Source organism: Pelagimonas phthalicica (genome assembly GCF_004364805.1).
Classification (GTDB): Bacteria; Pseudomonadota; Alphaproteobacteria; order Rhodobacterales; family Rhodobacteraceae; genus Pelagimonas; species Pelagimonas phthalicica.
Genome location: NZ_SOAP01000002.1, coordinates 138,387 through 156,313, shown reverse-complemented (window position 1 = coordinate 156,313; position 17,927 = coordinate 138,387). Strand labels below are relative to the sequence as shown.

Sequence of the window (17,927 nt, the reverse complement as noted above, 5' to 3'; positions counted from 1 at the left end):
CCTGAATACATGGTGAATCGGGCAGGATTAGGGCGATGGCCCTACCCTGCCCGAAAAATTGTTTCCGTCAGCAGAATAAATCGCTGCTCACGCCGAGAATCATTACCGAGAGAACGACAATCAACCCGATTTTCATCAACAGATCCAAGGCGCGCTCGCTCGGCTGTTTTCCAGTCACCGCTTCATAGGCGTAGAAACACAGGTGGCCCCCGTCGAGAACCGGGATCGGGAACAGGTTGATCAAACCCACGGCGGTGGACAGAACTGCGACAAACCAGATGAAATTCGTGGTGCCCTGGCTGGCCATATCACCCGAGGTTTCAGCAATACCGATGGGGCCGGACAGATTACAGGTGCTGATGGCACCGGTAATCATGTGCCACATGCCGGACAGCGAGCCAGTCATGATGCGCCAGACCTGATTGACCCCGGCAAAGAACGCCTCACCAAAACCGGGGGTTTCGGTGGCGGGTTCAAACAGGATGCCGCCAATCACGCCGATCCGGTAGAAGGTCTTGAACGTATTGTCAGGCTGGGGTTCATCCACGCGCTTGGGCGTCAGATCGGCAGACACGGTTTCGCCATCGCGCCAAAGGGTCAGCGCCAGCGTCGCACCTTCGGAGCCCTCGACCTTTTCCTTGAGCTGATCAAAGGCAAAGATCGCCTCGCCATTAATGGCAGTGATCACGTCGCCCTGCTGCAACCCGGCATCACGCGCGGCCGAACGCGGCGCGACCTGCGTCACGATGGGCGGATAGACATAGGGGCCAGAGACAGTTGTTTCGCTGCCATCACGCAAAACGGTGTAGTCCAGCAATTTCTTTTGCGGCAGGTTCTGCATGAAGGCCTCATAGGCGGCCCCATCCTCGAAAGATGGCGGTGCGCCGCCCTCGATCTCGAGGATCACATCGCCAGATTGCAGCTCTTGCGTCACCGGCAATATGCGCAATTCACCAACGGTCAACGGCTCGGACACGATGCCACGCGCCAGAATGATCCCGGTAAAGAGAACAATCGACAGGATAAAGTTAAAGACCGGGCCAGCGGCCACGGTGGCGGTGCGCGCCCAAAGCGGTGCACCATGCATGGTCGAGCGCATTGTGGCGTCATCCATGCCGTGGATCGCATCGCCATCAATCCCACCCGAAGCATTCGCATCGCCCCGGAATTTCACAAATCCGCCAAAAGGAATCGCTGCGATCTGCCATTTGGTGCCAAAATCGTCATATCGCGACCATAGGACCGGACCAAAGCCCAGGCTGAACACTTCTGGATAGATACCGGATTTCTTGCCGACGATGTAATGGCCGTATTCGTGGATCGCCACGATGATCGACAATGCCACGACAAAGAAAACCAATGTCCAAATCAGCCCGCCAAATTGCGGAATCAGGGATGTCAGGTCCAAAACGTCTGCCTTTCTGGTTTCTGTCGTTTATCGCGCCATGATCTCGTCTGCCCGCATACGGGCGAGATGGTCTGCCTCGGCGACCTTATCAAGGGTAATCTCGGCAGGATTATGACCTTCAAAGTAAGAAAGGTCACTTAACACTTGCTCGACCACCTCGGCCATGGCCGGGAATGAGATTTGCTCGGCGATGAAAGCATCCAGCGCGCGCTCCTTGGCGGCGTTGAACACCGCGCCCATCAGCCCACCGGCCTGCATGACCTCGCGCGCCAGTCGCAGGGCGGGCCAGCGGGTCTCACACGGGTTGCGAAAACTCATCTGGCCAAGCTTGACTAGATCCAGCCGTTCTACCGGCAGGGGTTTGCGATGCGGGTAATGCAGGGCAAAGCCGATGGCGTGACGCATATCGGGTGCGCCCACATGGGCCATCAGCGCCCCGTCATTGAACCCGACCAGGGCGTGAACCATCGATTCCGGGTGGACCACGGTTTCGATCTTGTCCGGTGAAACGCCGAAATACTCTTTGGTTTCAATCAGCTCCAGCGCCTTGTTGAACATGGAGGCGGAATCAATGGTGATGCGCTGCCCCATATCCCAATTAGGATGAGTCGCAGCCTGGGCCGGAGTCGCCTTGGCCAGATCCTCGAGCGGCCAATCGCGAAAGGCCCCGCCGCTGGCGGTGATGATAATGCGCTCAACGGCGGCAAGGTCTTCGCCGATCAAGGCCTGAAACACCGCGCTATGTTCGCTATCGACCGGCAGAATATGGGTGCCATGGGCTTGCGCGGTGCGCATGATCAGGGGCCCGGCGCAGACAAGGCTTTCCTTATTCGCCAAGGCCAGCGTCGCCCCGGTTTGCAAGGCCCGCAGCCCCGGTTCCAGCCCAGCCGCGCCGACAATCGCCGACATAACCCAATCAGCCGATCGCGAGGCGGCTTCGATCAAGGCCTGACGCCCGGCGGCAGCTTGCACATCGCTTCCTACCAAAGCCTCGCGCAGCTCTGTCAGGCGGTTTTCATCTGCGGTCACAGCCACTTGCGCCCGCAATTTCATGGCATCCTTGGCCAGTTGCGCAATGTTGCGCCCCCCGCTCAGGGCGACAACCTCATAGGCGTCTGGATCGCGCGCGATCAGGTCTATCGTGCTTTGCCCAATGGAGCCTGTCGCGCCAAAAATCGAAATGCGTCGTGCCATGGAATCAGGTCACCATATAGATGAACAACACCAAAGAGGCCCCAATCACCCCATCAAACCGATCCAAAACGCCACCGTGACCCGGGATCAGACCCGAGCTGTCCTTGACCCCTGCCCGCCGTTTGAGCGCGCTTTCCACAATGTCACCCATCTGGCTGCCAAAGCTCATGAATATGGCCGTTGCAATGAACAAAGGGCCGACATGCCCGGTCATCACCGCCAATGCGCCAACCACGCCGGACGCAACCCAGCCAGCCACAATGCCGGACCAGGTCTTCTTGGGGCTGATACGCGGCCAGAACTTTGGCCCGCCAAAGCTTTTGCCAGCAAAATAGCCTGCCACATCGGTGACAATCACAATGGCCAAAAGCAGAAACACCGTTTTGGGCGCTGCCAAAGACATGCCCGCCAAGAGGTTCCCGGTCAGCAAAATGGCCAAGACATAAGGCGCGAAATAAAGCTGGTCACGCTTTACAGCCAAGGTCAGCAGCAGCGCAAAAACCGCAGTGGCCCCAATGGCATAAAGCGCAAGAATCCCCAAAAGCAGCGGGTATGTGGTGAACACCACCGCCACCGTGACCGAAGCCGTGATCTCGGGCAGCATGACGAAACGCGGCTCATGCATGCGCACCAATTCCCAGACCATCAAACCGGTCGCAACCGATACAAGAACGGCGAACCAGAACGGCCCGGCCAGCGCTGCGCCGATGGCCAAGGCCAACATCACAACCGCTGAAATCACCCGAGGTCCAAGGTCACGCCATTTCTCAGTCATGTCTTTACCCCGCCAAAACGACGGTCCCGCTTGCCATAGCTGCCAACAAGGCTGGCAAATTCCTCAGCCGTGAAATCCGGCCAGAGCGTGTCGACAAATTCATATTCCGCATAGGCCGACTGCCAGAGCAGAAAATTGGAAATCCGCGCCTCGCCGCTGGTCCGAATGACCAGATCGGGATCGGGCAACACATGTGTGTCCAGATAGCGCGGCAGGGTTTCAACCGTCACCTCTTCGGGGTCAAGCTTGCCGTCCCGCACATCCCGCGCAAGGCGCTTGGTCGCGCGCGCCACCTCATCACGGCCGCCATAGTTCAACGCGATGGTCAAATTGGTGCCTGTACAGGTCTCGGTTTCGCGCTCAAGATCGTCCATCAACTGGATCAGCTTCGCATCCAGGCGCACCCGATCCCCAATAAAGCGCACCCGCACATTGCGATCCCGCAAAGCACGGGTTTCCTTGGCGATATAGCGGCGAAACAGGCTCATCAGCCCCGCCACTTCGACCTGGGTCCGTTTCCAATTCTCGGTCGAAAAGGCAAAGATGGTCAGGTAATCGACCCCGACTTCGGGGCAGGCTTCGACCACTTCGCGCACACGGCGCGCGCCGGCATGGTGACCAAACAGACGGGGACGACCACGATTGGTTGCCCAACGGCCATTGCCATCCATGATGATTGCCACATGGCGTGGCCCTGTCTCATCACGCGGCTGCGCTGCCATGCTGTCATCCTTTGCCAAAAAACCACCCGATCGATCGATAGCCTTGCCCAAGACACGGGGCACACGGTGTGACGTTCCCAAAATCAAGCAAGGCCCAAAATACACGAAAGAGGCAGCCTGCGCTGCCTCCCTTACTCATGCGGCCCGTTCGGGCCGCCCCAACAATCAGATCTGCATGATCTCTTCTTGTTTGGTTTCAAGCGCTTCATCAACTTTTTTGATGTAGGCGTCGGTCATTTCCTGAACCTCGGCTTCCCAGAGCTTCTGGTCATCCTCGGACATGCCGTCATTCTTGGCTTTCTTGATCTGGTCCATGCCGTCACGGCGCACATTGCGCACCGAGACCCGGGCGTTTTCCGCGTAGCCCCCAGCGACTTTGCCCAGCTCGCGACGACGCTCTTCGTTCAGCTCAGGGATGGGCAGCATGATGATGGTGCCATTGAGCTGCGGGTTGATCCCGAGGCCAGATTCGCGAATGGCCTTTTCGACCTTGCCGACCAGCCCTTTGTCCCAGACATTGATGGTGACCATGCGCGGCTCGGGCACGTTCACGGTGCCAACCTGGTTGATCGGCGTCATCGAGCCATAGGCATCCACCATCACCGGCTCCAGCATGGAGGCTGAGGCCCGCCCGGTGCGCAAAGAGGCAAATTCCGTGCGCAGGTTCGCCATGGCACCGTCCATGCGGCGCGAAAGATCATCAGTGTCGAGTTCAAAATCGTCGGACATGTGGCCCTCGGTCTTCTTCTTGTTTCCGCTTGGTTTGGTTCTATGCGCTCAGCAGGTGAATGTATAGGCAAGATGGCATGTCATTTGACACCTGACAAAAATCCGCAGGCAAAAAGCGGCAATATTCAGGGATATCGAAAGGCTTCGTTTACTTTAATCCCCGACAACAAAAGGCAACTGCCAAGGAAACAGACCACCACATGCATATCTGCCTGATCCTAGCTCCGGGTTTTCCGATTCTCACCTATGTGATGCTGCGCGAGGTTGTGACTCGCGCCAATGCCCTGGCGGGTCAGGCGCTGTTTTCGCTCGAACTGCGCAGCGTGACCGGGCAGCCCGTGGCCTCTGTTGACGGGATCGAAATCGCCCCGGATCGCACCGATTGGGAGGATCCGCCAGGGTGGGATCTGGTGATCCTATGCGCCGGGGCCAACCCGCTGGCCCGCCTGCCCATGGGGCTACGTGGGTTTCTGATGCGCGCTCAACAGGCGGGCGCGACCCTTGCCGGGTTTGAGGGCGGTGTGACCATCCTTGCCGCGCAAAACCTGCTGGACGGGCATCAGGCGGTGCATCCCCACACATTAAGCGAGGATGAGGTTGAGATCCTCGCCAATACAGCCCGATCTGATCAGATTTTCTGCTATGATCGCGGGCGGTTGACGGCGGCGACAGGGCTGGCGGCCGGTGACGCTCTTTTGGCTTGGGTTGCGCGAGTGCATGACAGCGATATCGCCAAACAGGTCTCTGACCAGCTTGCTCTGGGCCATTTCCGCTCCGATGGCGAGGCCCGCAACCACCCCAAGGCCGAAGACCCGGTGCTGGCGCGGATGCAATCGATCATGGCTGCCCATTTGGCGGACCCGCAACCGATGGATGCGATCGCGCAAAGCCTCGAGCTGAGCCCGAAACAGTTGCGCCGCCGCTGTCGCAAGGCACTTGGGCAAACCCCGACCCAGGTCTATCTGCGTCTTAGGCTGGATCGGGCCGAACAGCTTGTGCGCGACACCGCGCTTTCGGTCGAGGAAGTGGCCAAGGCAACCGGTTTTTTATCCCCGTCGGCCTTCACCCGCAGCTTCAAATCCCGCTTTGGTGCAGCCCCCCGCGCCATGCGCAAGATCTAAATTTCATCGAACCACACCCAGGCTTCTTTGGGCCCAAAATATCCCGGGGGAGTCTGCTTGCAGACGGGGGCAGCGCCCCCTGCCCGCTCTCCTCAACGCGCAACGTCAAAAATGCGGCAAACACATGGCGAGCAAGCTCAGCCTGTCACCCGCGTATAAGTCCCCTTGCCCGCCAAAATTCCGCGGAAGCCGCCTGGTTCATCCAGATTGAACACGATCAAAGGCAGGTTATTATCCCGCGCCAGTGCAATGGCCGAGGCATCCATGACTTTGAGGTTCTTGCTCAGAACTTCGTCATAGCTAACTTCATCATAGCGCTTGGCATCATCATGCGCGCGCGGATCTTTGTCATAGACCCCATCCGTGCCATTCTTGCCCATCAAGATGGTCTCACAAGCCATCTCATTGGCGCGCAGGGCGGCGGCTGTATCCGTGGTGAAATAAGGGTTGCCTGTCCCGGCGGCAAAGATGCAGACCCGCTTTTTCTCCAAATGGCGTACGGCGCGGCGGCGAATATAGGGTTCGGCCACCTCATCCATGCGGATCGCGGTGATCACCCGGCAGAACACGCCCATCCCTTCCAGCGCAGATTGCATCGCAAGGGCGTTCATCACCGTGGCCATCATGCCCATATAATCGGCTGTGGTGCGCTCCATCCCCTGCGCGCTGCCCGACAGCCCGCGAAAAATATTGCCGCCACCGATCACCATGCAGATCTCGACCCCGAGATCATGCACCGATTTCACCTCTTTGGCGACGCGTTCGACGGTTGGCGGATGCAGGCCAAAGCCCTGATCCCCCATCAGGGCCTCCCCCGAAATCTTCAACATGACCCGTTTAAAGGTCGTCTCTTGCGTGTCGGCGGGGGTGTCGCTCTCGGCCATGTTGCGCTCCGTCATGACTGGGGGATATGATCGCGCGCATATTTGGCGCAAATCACGCGCGGCTGCAATGGCCACACCGGGATTTTCCGCCGGATCGACCGGGGCATTTGGGGACAGCACGACATGAGTTCAATCAGCGCAGAGCTGATCCGGCAGATTGACCCTGCCCGCCCGGTGCTGATCGCGGGCCCCACCGCCAGCGGCAAATCGGCCCTCGCGCTTGAGATCGCCGAGACGCAGGGCGGCGTGATCGTCAATGCGGATGCCATTCAGGTCTTTGACGATTGGCGCATCCTGACCGCCCGCCCCCCGGCCGAGGACGAAGCCCGCGCCAAACATCTGTTATATGGACATATTCCCGGCCATCAGGACTATTCCGTTGGTCATTGGCTGCGCGAGATCACCCCCTTGCTCAACAGCCCCGAGCGTCTGATTATTGTGGGTGGTACCGGCCTTTATTTCACGGCGCTGACCCAGGGGCTGGCCGACATCCCACCGACGCCTGCACAGGTGCGTGCGGAATGTGAGGCTCAACTAAGTTCACAGGGGCTGGCCAGCCTGATTGCGGATCTGGACCCGGCCAGCCGCGACCGGATTGATCTGCAAAACCCGGCCCGAGTGTCGCGCGCTTGGGAGGTGCTGCGATCTACCGGGCGCGGCATTGCCGATTGGCAGGACAACACCCCTCCGCCACTTTTGCCCTTGGATCAGACCTTTCCGATCCTGTTTGACGCCCCCAAAGACTGGCTCACCCCGCGGATCGAACGCCGCTTTGATTTGATGATTGCCCAAGGAGCCCTAAACGAAGCCCGTGCCAATCTCGATACATGGCATCCCAAACTGCCCTCAGCCAAGGCCATCGGGGCGACCGAGTTGATCGCGCATCTGCGCGGAGAGATCAGCTTGGAAGAGGCCTGCACCCGCGCCACAATTCTGACACGGCAATTTGCGAAACGGCAACGGACCTGGTTCAACGCCCGCATGAAAAGCTGGACCAAAGTTTCGCCACAGGATGCAATTGCATGAAACGCCCCGCCTTTCTGACCAAACCCATGCCCCCCGGCCCTGGCCAGAAAGCGCCCGCAAAACCACCTGCGGACAAACCCACCCTGGCCTTGCCCACAGACCCGGTGCGCGCGGGGTCGTTGACTCTGGTGACCCAGGCGGCACCGTGGAAATACGAACTGCTGCATGACCGCCCTGACAATGTGCTGATCTGGCTGACACGAGGTCAGGGCATGATCATCGTGAACGGGGTACGGCGCGGTATTTCCACCAATCAGGCCATGTACTTACCCGCCGGGACTCTGTTTGCCTTGGACATGCCCAAAGGTACCCAAGGCTTGATGTTGCAATGCCCCGCCGGGCTGACCAAACGCATGCCGCGCGAAACCTTGCATCTGCGGGTGCGCGACAGTCTTGCTCAGGCCGAGATCATCTCGATCATCGACACAATGGGCCGCGAGTTGATGCAGGAGCGCCCGCTGATGGAGGAGGCGCTGACCGCGCATACCCATTTGGCTGCGGTCTGGTTGCATCGCCAAATTGCCGTTGGCGCTGTTGAGGAACCGCAAGACACCGCAGGCAGTCGCCTGGTCAGTCGGTTTTCGCAAAAACTGGTGCGCGATTACAGCTCGTCGGATGGGGTCAGCGGCTATGCCCAGGCGCTTGACGTTACGCCAACCCATTTGACCCGCGTCTGCCGCAAATCCTGCGGCAAGACAGCGGCCGATTTTCTGGCTGAGCGCAAATTGCACGCCGCCCGGCTGGCGCTTGGCACCTCCAAACAGCCGATCAAGGAAATTGCCGCCGCTTTAGGCTTTGCCTCAGCGGCCTATTTTACACGCTTTATCCAGACACAAACCGGCCATTCGCCATCCGCGCTGCGACGCGCCGACAAGGCGCATTTCCGAGACTGAAACCGCCTGTCTGACTCGCCAGTGTCGCATTCACCCTATGGCCGCGTCGCTTTTTATCGAAAAACGTGTCGCTTTTGCGACTCCAAATGTCGAAATCAACCATTGACCTGTGGCCTGATCTCGGGCGCTATGGGGGGCAAGGGGTGGAAAAGGTGCCGCAAAGCGGCCCGTTACAAAAACAGCACCCTAACAGATCAACAGTGTCTCAGGGAGAAGACCATGACATCTCACACGCAAGCCAACCGAACGCATCCAGCCGCGGATTTGTACGCGCGCGAGCTCAAGGAAGGTCAGCTTGATCGCCGCGAGTTCCTCGCTCGGACAACCGCTTTGGGTGTTACAGCTTCGGCGGCTTACACCTTGGGTGGTCTGTCCAGCCCCGCCGCAGCGGATGGGCACGCACAGCAAGGCGGCACCATTCGTATGCAAATGGAAGTCCGCGCCCTGAAAGACCCGCGCACCTATGACTGGACCCAGATCGCGACCTTTACCGCCGGTTGGCTGGAATACCTGGTTGAGTACAACAATGACGGCTCGTTCAAGCCGATGTTGCTGGAAAGCTGGTCCGCCAATGATGACGCCACAGAATACACATTGAACGTGCGCAAGGGCGTCAAATGGAACAATGGCGATGACTTCACCGCCGAGGATGTGGCCCGCAATATCGAAATGTGGTGTGACAAAGAGGTCGAAGGCAACTCGATGGCCGGTCGTATGGCCAGCCTGATCGATCCGGAAACCAACAAAGCCGCCGAGGGTGCAATCACCGTCGTCGACAGCCACACCGTGGTTTTGAAAACCAATGCGCCGGACATCACCATCGTTCCTGGCATGGCCGACTATCCGGCTGCCATCACCCATTCCAGCCACAACCCGGACACCATGCTCGATAACCCAATCGGCACGGGCTACATGCTGCCTGAAAGCCATGAGGTTGGCGTCAAAGGCGTGCTGGTACGTAACGAAGGCCATGATTGGTGGGGGTACGAGGCTGGTAAAGGTGGCTATCTGGACCGTATCGAGTTCATCGATTACGGCACCGACCCGGCTGCCTTTGTCGCCGCCTTTGATGCCGAAGAAATCGACATGAACTGGGAATCGGTTGGCGAATTTGTCGACGTGTTTGACGGGCTTGGCCTGGAACGCTCCGAAGTGCCGTCGGGCTTTACCATCGTCATCCGACCAAACCAACTGGCCGAAGACGCCGATGGCAACAAGATCTATGCCGATAAACGCGTGCGTCAGGCCTTGGCCATGGCGGTCGACAATGCGGTCTGTCTGGAACTGGGCATGTCCGGTTACGGGATCACCGCCGATAACAGCCATGTCGGCCCGATGCACCCGGAATATGACCCATCCGTCACCCGCCTGCCCCATGATCCTGCCAAGGCCAAGGCCCTGATGGACGAAGCGGGCATGGGCGATTACGAGCATGAGCTGCATTCGATCGACGATGACTGGCGCAAGAACACCACCGATGCGGTGGCCGCTCAGCTGCGCGACGCAGGTATCGCGGTCAAGCGCACGGTTCTGCCCGGCTCGACCTTCTGGAATGACTGGACGAAATACGCCTTCAGCTCGACCAACTGGAACCACCGCCCACTGGGCACTCAGGTTCTGGCACTGGCCTATCGTTCGGGCGAGGCCTGGAACGAATCCGGCTTTGCCAATGCCGAGTTTGACACGCTGCTGGCCGAAGCAAATGCCATCGCCGATGCGGACGCCCGCCGCGAAGTCATGGGCAAGATCCAGGCGATCATGATTGATGAAGGCGTGACCATTCAGCCTTACTGGCGCACGGCCATGCGTCATTCGCGCGAAGGCTTTGTCGGCAATGGCAAACATATCGCCGACCTGCCCCAAATCTACAAATGGGCCGTAAAAGCCTGATTTGGAACTGAAAAGGGCACGCAGCACGCGTGCCCTTTTTCTATCTTCTAGCCAGTACCGGACTCGCCGCGACCCTGTCGCATCTTCCGGTATCGCTACCTACAGGGGCACCCATGGGACTTTTCATCCTCAGACGTGTCGGTGTCATGATACTGACCGCGCTCTGTCTGACCTACATCGTCTTCTTTCTGACCAATCTCTACCCGAACCTCGAAAAGCTGGCCAAAACCCAAGGCAATTTCCGCATGACGGACGAAGCCGTTGCCAGCTGGCTGACCGATCGCGGCTATATGCAATCCATGCCAAAGAAATATGCCGAATGGATCGGGGTTGCCCCGTCGTTCCGGCATGTGGATGAGGATGGCAAAATCACGGGCCGTTGCATCCTGCCCGGGCAAGATCCGGCTGAGGCCCCGCAATATTGTGGCATCTTGCAGGGGCATTGGGGTTGGTCGACCGTATTCAAGGACAAGGTAGGCGATATCATCGGGCAACGCCTGTCTCTGACTGGGATATTGATGTTCTGGGTCATGGTGGTGATGGTCCCCTCGGCATTGATCGTCGGCGTTCTGGCCGGGATGCGCGAAGGCTCGGTGCTGGATCGCAGCCTGTCGACCGTTTCGATCACTTCGACCGCGACGCCTGAATATGTCTCGGGTGTGATCTTTATCGCCCTTCTGGCCAGCTCGAAATCGCCGCTCACCAATTGGCTGCGGGAAAATGGCTGGATCGAGGGCAAGACGGTGTTCAAAGGCTCCGCCACCTCGGCGATGGAGAACCCGACCTTTGAGAACTTTACCCTGCCGGTAATCACCATTGCGCTTTACGGCATGGGCTATATCGCCCGCATGACCCGCGCCTCGATGGCCGAAGTCATGGTGGCGCAATATATCCGCACCGCGCGGCTTAAGGGCGTGAGTTTTTACAACATCGTTGTGAAACACGCCCTGCGCAACGCGCTGATCGCGCCCTTTACCGTGATCATGCTGCAATTCCCATGGTTGCTGAATGGCGTGGTGATTGTTGAAACCCTGTTCAACTACAAAGGCTTTGGCTGGACCCTGGTTCAGGCAGCCTCGAACAACGATATCGAATTGCTGCTCGGCGTGTCCGTGGTCTCGGTCATCGTGGTTCTGGTGACGCAGCTGATTTCCGATATCGGCTATGTCTATCTCAACCCGCGTATCAGCGTGACATAGGAGGCGCTCATGGAACCGATAAGCTGGGGCGCCATTTTCACGCAAATCCTGATACAGTTCACACCGGTCTGGATCGCCTTGATTGTGCTGTTTGCCGTGTCGATCCGCTACAAGCGTCGCCTGGGCCTTTATGGCAAGCTGTTTGACAGTGTCATCGGCATGATCGGCTTTGCCTTGGTGATGTTCTGGGTCTTTACCGCAATCTTTGCCGGTGTGTTTGACCTGATCGGCACCCATGATCCACTGGCGCAGGTCTCGGGCATGAAGAACAAAGTGCCCGGCACGCCTGTGCGCGGTGCCGAAGAAGGCGAGTTTACCCATTACCTGCTGGGCGGCGACAAGCTGGCCCGCGACGTGTTCACTCGCATGGTGCTGGGCAGCACGGTTGTGATCGCCATTGCGCCGCTGGCCACTGTCTTTGCCTTTATGGTCGGGATCACGCTAGGCCTGCCCGCGGGCTATTACGGCGGGCGTCTGGATACCACGTTGAGCTTTCTCGCCAACCTGATCCTCGCCTTTCCGGTGATCCTGCTGTTCTACCTGTTGGTGACGCCAGAGATCGTGCAAACCGGGTTGCCGCAATTTATGGCTGTGGTGTTGTTCCTGTTCCCGCTGGTGTTTTTCGGCGTGCTGATCCATTCGCGGTTCCGCACCCAACCATCGCGCAACATGATCTGGCTGGCCGTCGTGCTGGTGCCGCTGGTACTGCTTTACATGTCACTGATCAACGAAAGCGGCTCCAAAATCAGCTTCTGGCCCCTGGACTTCTTTGATGTGCCCGGTGGGATTTTGGTGGTGTTTGTCTCGGTGGTCTTTGTGAACTCGCCCACGGTGTTCCGCATCGTGCGCGGGCTGACCATGGACATCAAAACCCGCGACTATGTGGCCGCCGCGCAGACCCGGGGCGAACGCCCCTGGTATATCATGCTGTGGGAGATCCTGCCCAATGCCCGTGGCCCGCTGATCGTCGATTTCTGCCTGCGGATTGGTTACACGACCATCCTTCTTGGGACTTTGGGCTTCTTTGGCCTTGGCCTACCGCCGGAAAGCCCGGATTGGGGCACGACGATCAATGAGGGGCGAAAGCTGTTGTCGGTCTATCTGCACCCGGCCCTGCCCCCTGCTCTGGCATTGCTGAGCCTGGTGCTGGGTCTGAACCTGCTGGCGGATGGTCTGCGCGAAGAAAGCCTGCGCGATTGATGAGAGGGGAGGCCGGGGCGCTGCCCCGGACCCCGGGATATTTTTGGCCCAAAGAAACCCTGGCGTTGGATTTGGGCCCTCCGAACAGGAGAGCGACATGAAAGATGATTATGACGGGCCCATTCTGGAGATCGACAACCTTTCGATTTCCTTTTTCACCCGGCTGAGAGAGATCCCGGCGGTGATGGATTTTTCCGTCACTGTGATGCCGGGAGAGGCGGTGGGGCTGGTGGGCGAATCCGGCTGTGGCAAGTCCACTGTGGCCTTGGGCGTGATGCAGGATCTGGGCAAAAATGGCCGGATCGTTGGTGGTTCGATCAAGTTCAAGGGGCGTGATCTGGGGGCGATGACGCGCGAAGAGTTGCGCGATATTCGCGGCTCTGAGATTGCGATGATCTATCAGGAACCCATGGCCAGCCTGAACCCGGCGATGAAGATCGGCAAGCAGCTGATGGAAGTGCCGATTGTGCATAAGGGCGTGTCGAAAGAGGAAGCCTATGAGCGCGCCTTGCAGGTTGTCACGGATGTGAAACTACCCGACCCCAAGCGTATGTTGGACAGCTATCCGCATCAGCTGTCAGGCGGTCAGCAGCAGCGGATCGTGATCGCCATGGCCTTGATGGCCGAGCCGTCCTTGTTGATCCTGGATGAGCCAACCACCGCGCTAGATGTGACCGTTGAGGCGGCGGTTGTGGAACTGGTGAAGGAGTTGGGCAAGAAATACGGCACCTCGATGCTGTTCATTTCACACAATCTGGGGCTGGTGCTGGAAACCTGTGACCGGCTATGTGTGATGTATAGCGGTGAGGCGGTTGAGACCGGATCGATTGAGGCGGTGTTTGACCATATGCAGCACCCTTATACGCAGGCGCTGTTCCGGTCGATCCCATTGCCCGGAGCTGACAAGAATGCCCGCCCTTTGGTCGCCATTCCCGGCAACTTCCCCCTGCCCCATGAGCGCCCGCCGGGCTGCAATTTTGGCCCGCGCTGTGACTATTTCGTCGAAGGACGCTGTAATGCGGATGCCATTCCGATGGCGGAGGTGCCGGATAAGGATCGTCACGAGACCCGCTGTTTGCGCTATGAAGAGATCGATTGGGACGCGCCGATGCAACATGCGGGTCAGGCGGAGAAGCCCGAGCCCGGGCGCGTTGTTCTCAAGATGGACAACCTGCGCAAATATTACGAGGTCGCGGCCAATGCTCTTTTTGGCAGTTCCGGTGAAAAGAAGGTTGTGAAAGCCAACGAAACCTTGAGTTTTGAGGCACGAGAAAGCGAGACTTTGGCGATTGTGGGCGAGTCAGGCTGCGGCAAGTCGACCTTTGCCAAGGTCTTGATGGGGTTGGAAACCGCGACAGATGGCCAGATTCTGCTGGATAATCGCGAGATCCAGGATGTGCCGATTGAGGCGCGGGATACGGACACGATTTCCGATGTGCAGATGGTGTTCCAGAACCCGTTTGACACGCTGAACCCCTCGATGACCGTGGGGCGTCAGATCATTCGTGCGCTTGAGGTGTTTGACATCGGTGACAGTGATGAGGATCGCCGCGAGCGTATGCTCAAGCTGTTGGATCTGGTGAAACTGCCGCGCGCCTTTGCGGATCGTATGCCGCGCCAACTGTCTGGCGGGCAAAAGCAGCGGGTCGGGATTGCCCGTGCCTTTGCGGGGGACGCGCGGATTGTGGTGGCGGATGAGCCGGTCTCGGCGCTGGATGTCTCCGTGCAGGCGGCGGTGACCGATCTTTTGATGGAGATCCAGCGCGAGCATAAGACCACGCTCTTGTTCATCAGCCATGACCTGTCGATTGTGCGCTATCTCAGCGACCGGGTCATGGTGATGTATCTGGGCCATGTGGTTGAGCTTGGTACAACAGATCAGGTTTTTGCCCCGCCCTATCACCCCTATACCGAGGCGCTGCTATCGGCGGTTCCGATTGCTGATACAAGCGTCGAGAAGCAGCATATCGTGTTGGAGGGTGACATTCCGTCGGCGATGAACCCGCCCTCGGGTTGCCCGTTCCAAACGCGTTGCCGTTGGAAATCCAAGGTGCCCGGCGGATTGTGCGAGGCAGAAGTGCCGCCGGTCAAAACCCTGTCACATGGTCACCAGATCAAATGCCATCTGAGTGATGCGCAGTTGGAGGAAATGGAGCCAGTGATCAAGATCGCGGCGGAGTAGATAGAGCCGGTTGGAGCCCTTACCGCTTCGGCCCGGTAAGCGAAGGGTTTAGCCCGCCCCGACCGCGTATACCCTTCGACAGGAGGTCAAAGGAAAGGCCTCCTGTCTTTTTAGCTGTCAGGGTGTCGCTTGCCTCAATCCAACGTCAGGCTTCGTATTTCGGCTTGGACATTCGTTCGGTCGCAGCCGCGTCTTGAGCCTCCCCCTCGCCGCCGCCATCCTGCGGTTTTTTGCTGTTATTCTTGATATAAAAGGGCGAAATCGTCGATTGTGCCAGCAGTTCCTTTTGCGTTTTCAGAGTGATCCGATACGAAAAGCGAAAGTCAGACACATCCTTGTATATTGCGCTGACATGAGCCTGGATCAGGATATCTCCGATCTCGAACACACCGCCGGATTGGCGAATTTTGCCGAGATATTGATCATACATCACCGGCTCATTCGGTAGGATACGGCAACCACCCCGCCCGAGTGTTGTGATCGTTACAGGCACTGCATCCGTCCCCAGACGCAAAATCGCAGAGATGCGACAGGCTTTGCGGTTATACATCAGTGCCATGGCCAGACGATAGCTGCTGTCGATCAAATAGAGCAATCCAACGACGGCACCGATGAGGGACGCCAGCAAAGCCAATGCCATAGGCGGGTTATTGGCAAGAACATTGTCGATTTCCTCCCAATTGACCCCGTCAGAAAACAGCGTACCTCCAGCCCGTTCATCCTGAATCTTCTGATAAATCAGCCCGTTGGAATCGTTACAAGCGATCATGGATTGCTGGTTCAGATCATAAAGCAGCCGTTTCAATCGGCGATGATCCGTCATTGTCGCCGAAGCCGCGATGCGGTCCGCCTCGGCAATAATATCGGCCAGAGTTATGGCCAGACTTTGCACGCCGTGTTTGCGCAGCAGCTCTACAAGAGTCTGATCGTCCAATTCATCCAATTGCGCGGCCAGTTCCGAAGCTGTGCGTACCGGAATGGGCCCGTTGACATTGGGAAGGCTGATCAGGAATGCCGAAAGCCGCGACAGGCGCGGCGGCATTTCGCAGCTTTGCGCCTGAGCGGTATTCACAAAACACACCACACTCAATACCGCCCCAAGAATGGAGCGCATCACCCAATTGAAATCTGTCAAACGAATGCCCATGGCCAATATCATCTGTTACAGTGCCGTAACAGATTGACATCGAAGCCCTAAAAACCCCTAAACGAGGTCTTCAGCTCCCCCAGATCTTTTTGACGTAGTTTTTGGTTTCGCGATAGGGCGGCACGCCGCCATATTTGATCACCGCACCGGGACCGGCATTATAGGCAGCCAAAGCCAAGCGCCAGGATTTGAACTTTTTGTACTGCATCTTGAGATAGCGCGCACCACCTTCAAGATTTTGCTTTGGATCCTTGGGGTTAACCCCCAATGACCGCGCCGTGGCCGGCATCAACTGCGCCAAACCAATCGCTCCGGCATGAGATTTTGCCTTGGGGTTGAAATTGGATTCCTGTTTGACCAAACGCAAAAACAGATCCTCGGGAATGCCATGTTTTCGCGCCGCCGCGCGCGCCATATCCGCATAAGGCCCATTATAGCGCCCGCGATATTTTGGAACCGCCCCTTCGGGCGTCACATCAATGGCCCCATATTTGGTCGGGGTCACCACGGTCGGCGGCTTGAGACGCACCGAACTGTTATATTGTTCCGAGGCGCGATTATCCAACACGCTGGTCTGATTGCGGAACAACAATGCCCGACTTTTGGTCGACAAAACATCCGCCATAACCGTTTGCCCGCCCAGCCCGAAAGCCAGCAAAGACAAAATGCTCAATCGCAAACCTTGCATGTTCAATCACCCGCCCAGCAATGCATTGGGTGCAATATAGCCAATTCTCGCTAAATCGCTAGGGTAAGGTTGCAGCCTCTTTATGTCGGCCCCAGCGCTGGTATAGGTTCGGCAAAGATTCGCCCAAGAGTGGCACAACGACAAGGAGAGATCATGGCCGGTTCCGTAAACAAGGTGATCCTGGTGGGTAATCTGGGACGCGACCCCGAGGTGCGCAGTTTCCAGAACGGCGGCAAGGTCTGCAATCTGCGCATCGCCACCTCTGAAACCTGGAAAGACCGCAACACAGGCGAGCGCCGCGAAAAGACCGAATGGCATTCTGTGGCGATCTTCCAAGAGGGTCTGGTGCGCGTGGCCGAACAATATCTGCGCAAAGGCTCCAAGGTCTATATCGAGGGCCAGCTGCAAACGCGCAAATGGCAGGACCAATCCGGCGCAGACCGCTATTCGACCGAAGTCGTGCTGCAAGGCTTTGGCGGAACGCTGGTGATGCTTGATCCGCGCGGTGGCGGTGATGGCGGCGGCTATGGCGGTGGTGGCCAGGGCGGCGGCTTTGGTGGCGGCGGCGGCGGCGATTATGGCGGAGGCTATGATGACCAAAGCTATGGCGGCGGCTCCGGTGGCGGAGGCGGCGGTCAATCGCGCCCACCTGCTCGCGATATCGACGACGAAATCCCGTTCTAAACACCAAAGGCCAGCCACCCGCGCTGGCCTTTCTTTTTGCGCCAATCCCGCCAGATTCGGGTCAAGGCTCAGCTTCAGCTGACCGCGCATTGCGCGGCTTGGCCTGGACGCGACTCTGGCAAAACCCACACTGGACAAGGCGCATTCAGGGCAAACCTGCCCCTGAATCGCTTCTCAGCAAGTAA

Annotated in this window: 16 protein-coding genes; 8 read left to right on the top strand and 8 right to left on the bottom strand. The window is 58.2% G+C overall.

Annotated features, from left to right (window positions below):
- Nucleotides 1–67: 67 nt before the first annotated feature.
- From rseP to frr, 5 genes are all read right to left on the bottom strand, one after another.
- Nucleotides 68–1,408: an RIP metalloprotease RseP gene (gene rseP / locus CLV87_RS10825; protein ID WP_099245204.1), complete on the bottom strand. Its 1,341-nt coding sequence runs from the start codon at nucleotides 1,406–1,408 to the stop codon at nucleotides 68–70.
- A gap of 27 nt (nucleotides 1,409–1,435) precedes the next feature.
- Nucleotides 1,436–2,602: a 1-deoxy-D-xylulose-5-phosphate reductoisomerase gene (gene dxr, locus CLV87_RS10820; RefSeq protein ID WP_099245202.1), complete on the bottom strand. Its 1,167-nt coding sequence runs from the start codon at nucleotides 2,600–2,602 to the stop codon at nucleotides 1,436–1,438.
- A 4-nt stretch (nucleotides 2,603–2,606) separates the two neighbouring features.
- Complete coding sequence (locus CLV87_RS10815; RefSeq protein ID WP_099245200.1) at nucleotides 2,607–3,377, bottom strand: phosphatidate cytidylyltransferase; 771 nt, start codon at nucleotides 3,375–3,377, stop codon at nucleotides 2,607–2,609.
- Nucleotides 3,374–4,099 carry an isoprenyl transferase gene (locus CLV87_RS10810; protein WP_099247672.1) on the bottom strand — a complete coding sequence of 242 codons (726 nt, stop codon included), beginning with the start codon at nucleotides 4,097–4,099 and terminating at the stop codon, nucleotides 3,374–3,376. Before CLV87_RS10810 ends, CLV87_RS10815 begins: the two co-directional genes overlap by 4 nt.
- A 165-nt stretch (nucleotides 4,100–4,264) precedes the next feature.
- On the bottom strand, nucleotides 4,265–4,828 hold the full coding sequence (gene frr, locus CLV87_RS10805; RefSeq protein ID WP_099245198.1) for a ribosome recycling factor: 564 nt from the start codon (nucleotides 4,826–4,828) through the stop codon (nucleotides 4,265–4,267).
- A 200-nt stretch (nucleotides 4,829–5,028) separates the two neighbouring features.
- Here frr and CLV87_RS10800 point away from each other — a divergent pair, with 200 nt between their 5' ends.
- Nucleotides 5,029–5,949 (top strand): GlxA family transcriptional regulator, encoded by a 921-nt coding sequence (locus CLV87_RS10800; protein WP_099245196.1) that lies wholly within the window; start codon nucleotides 5,029–5,031, stop codon nucleotides 5,947–5,949.
- A gap of 137 nt (nucleotides 5,950–6,086) precedes the next feature.
- Here CLV87_RS10800 and pyrH read toward each other — a convergent pair whose 3' ends face one another.
- Nucleotides 6,087–6,833 carry a UMP kinase gene (gene pyrH / locus CLV87_RS10795; RefSeq protein ID WP_099247670.1) on the bottom strand — a complete coding sequence of 249 codons (747 nt, stop codon included), beginning with the start codon at nucleotides 6,831–6,833 and terminating at the stop codon, nucleotides 6,087–6,089.
- Nucleotides 6,834–6,956: 123 nt separating this feature from the next.
- Between pyrH and miaA the strand changes: the two genes are divergently transcribed.
- The 6 genes from miaA (at nucleotide 6,957) to CLV87_RS10765 (ending at nucleotide 15,223) form a co-directional block, all read left to right on the top strand.
- Entirely contained in the window at nucleotides 6,957–7,859 is a 903-nt protein-coding gene (miaA, locus tag CLV87_RS10790; RefSeq protein WP_099245194.1) for a tRNA (adenosine(37)-N6)-dimethylallyltransferase MiaA, read from the top strand.
- Nucleotides 7,856–8,752 carry an AraC family transcriptional regulator gene (locus CLV87_RS10785; protein WP_235871905.1) on the top strand — a complete coding sequence of 299 codons (897 nt, stop codon included), beginning with the start codon at nucleotides 7,856–7,858 and terminating at the stop codon, nucleotides 8,750–8,752. The genes miaA and CLV87_RS10785 overlap by 4 nt, the downstream gene beginning before the upstream one ends.
- Before the next feature lie 219 nt (nucleotides 8,753–8,971).
- Nucleotides 8,972–10,642 (top strand): ABC transporter substrate-binding protein, encoded by a 1,671-nt coding sequence (locus CLV87_RS10780; RefSeq protein ID WP_099245192.1) that lies wholly within the window; start codon nucleotides 8,972–8,974, stop codon nucleotides 10,640–10,642.
- A 113-nt stretch (nucleotides 10,643–10,755) separates the two neighbouring features.
- Nucleotides 10,756–11,841 (top strand): ABC transporter permease, encoded by a 1,086-nt coding sequence (locus tag CLV87_RS10775; RefSeq protein ID WP_099245190.1) that lies wholly within the window; start codon nucleotides 10,756–10,758, stop codon nucleotides 11,839–11,841.
- 9 nt (nucleotides 11,842–11,850) lie between these two features.
- Complete coding sequence (locus CLV87_RS10770) at nucleotides 11,851–13,041, top strand: ABC transporter permease (RefSeq protein WP_099245188.1); 1,191 nt, start codon at nucleotides 11,851–11,853, stop codon at nucleotides 13,039–13,041.
- Between the two features lie 97 nt (nucleotides 13,042–13,138).
- A complete protein-coding gene (locus tag CLV87_RS10765) occupies nucleotides 13,139–15,223 on the top strand; it encodes a dipeptide ABC transporter ATP-binding protein (protein ID WP_099245186.1) in 2,085 nt (694 codons plus the stop codon).
- A gap of 145 nt (nucleotides 15,224–15,368) precedes the next feature.
- On the opposite strand, the gene CLV87_RS10760 is transcribed toward CLV87_RS10765, so the two are convergent.
- Together CLV87_RS10760 and CLV87_RS10755 are read right to left on the bottom strand one after the other, a co-directional pair.
- Nucleotides 15,369–16,370, bottom strand: coding sequence for a hypothetical protein (locus tag CLV87_RS10760; RefSeq protein WP_099245184.1), 1,002 nt, complete (start codon nucleotides 16,368–16,370; stop codon nucleotides 15,369–15,371).
- 70 nt (nucleotides 16,371–16,440) lie between these two features.
- The gene (locus tag CLV87_RS10755; protein WP_099247666.1) at nucleotides 16,441–16,995 is read right to left on the bottom strand and encodes a lytic transglycosylase domain-containing protein; all 555 of its coding nucleotides are present in this window, start codon (nucleotides 16,993–16,995) and stop codon (nucleotides 16,441–16,443) included.
- A 216-nt stretch (nucleotides 16,996–17,211) separates the two neighbouring features.
- Between CLV87_RS10755 and ssb the strand changes: the two genes are divergently transcribed.
- Nucleotides 17,212–17,742 (top strand): single-stranded DNA-binding protein, encoded by a 531-nt coding sequence (ssb, locus tag CLV87_RS10750; RefSeq protein ID WP_099245182.1) that lies wholly within the window; start codon nucleotides 17,212–17,214, stop codon nucleotides 17,740–17,742.
- Nucleotides 17,743–17,927 lie beyond the last annotated feature (185 nt).

What these genes read in the sequence shown, in the direction of transcription:
- dxr (WP_099245202.1), bottom strand. Translation starts at nt 2,602, where the DNA reads ATGGCACGACGCATTTCGATTTTTGGCGCGACAGGCTCCATTGGGCAA.
- CLV87_RS10815 (WP_099245200.1), bottom strand. Translation starts at nt 3,377, where the DNA reads ATGACTGAGAAATGGCGTGACCTTGGACCTCGGGTGATTTCAGCGGTT.
- CLV87_RS10810 (WP_099247672.1), bottom strand. Translation starts at nt 4,099, where the DNA reads ATGGCAGCGCAGCCGCGTGATGAGACAGGGCCACGCCATGTGGCAATC.
- frr (WP_099245198.1), bottom strand. Translation starts at nt 4,828, where the DNA reads ATGTCCGACGATTTTGAACTCGACACTGATGATCTTTCGCGCCGCATG.
- CLV87_RS10800 (WP_099245196.1), top strand. Translation starts at nt 5,029, where the DNA reads ATGCATATCTGCCTGATCCTAGCTCCGGGTTTTCCGATTCTCACCTAT.
- pyrH (WP_099247670.1), bottom strand. Translation starts at nt 6,833, where the DNA reads ATGGCCGAGAGCGACACCCCCGCCGACACGCAAGAGACGACCTTTAAA.
- miaA (WP_099245194.1), top strand. Translation starts at nt 6,957, where the DNA reads ATGAGTTCAATCAGCGCAGAGCTGATCCGGCAGATTGACCCTGCCCGC.
- CLV87_RS10785 (WP_235871905.1), top strand. Translation starts at nt 7,856, where the DNA reads ATGAAACGCCCCGCCTTTCTGACCAAACCCATGCCCCCCGGCCCTGGC.
- CLV87_RS10780 (WP_099245192.1), top strand. Translation starts at nt 8,972, where the DNA reads ATGACATCTCACACGCAAGCCAACCGAACGCATCCAGCCGCGGATTTG.
- CLV87_RS10775 (WP_099245190.1), top strand. Translation starts at nt 10,756, where the DNA reads ATGGGACTTTTCATCCTCAGACGTGTCGGTGTCATGATACTGACCGCG.
- CLV87_RS10770 (WP_099245188.1), top strand. Translation starts at nt 11,851, where the DNA reads ATGGAACCGATAAGCTGGGGCGCCATTTTCACGCAAATCCTGATACAG.
- CLV87_RS10765 (WP_099245186.1), top strand. Translation starts at nt 13,139, where the DNA reads ATGAAAGATGATTATGACGGGCCCATTCTGGAGATCGACAACCTTTCG.
- CLV87_RS10760 (WP_099245184.1), bottom strand. Translation starts at nt 16,370, where the DNA reads ATGGGCATTCGTTTGACAGATTTCAATTGGGTGATGCGCTCCATTCTT.
- CLV87_RS10755 (WP_099247666.1), bottom strand. Translation starts at nt 16,995, where the DNA reads ATGGCGGATGTTTTGTCGACCAAAAGTCGGGCATTGTTGTTCCGCAAT.
- ssb (WP_099245182.1), top strand. Translation starts at nt 17,212, where the DNA reads ATGGCCGGTTCCGTAAACAAGGTGATCCTGGTGGGTAATCTGGGACGC.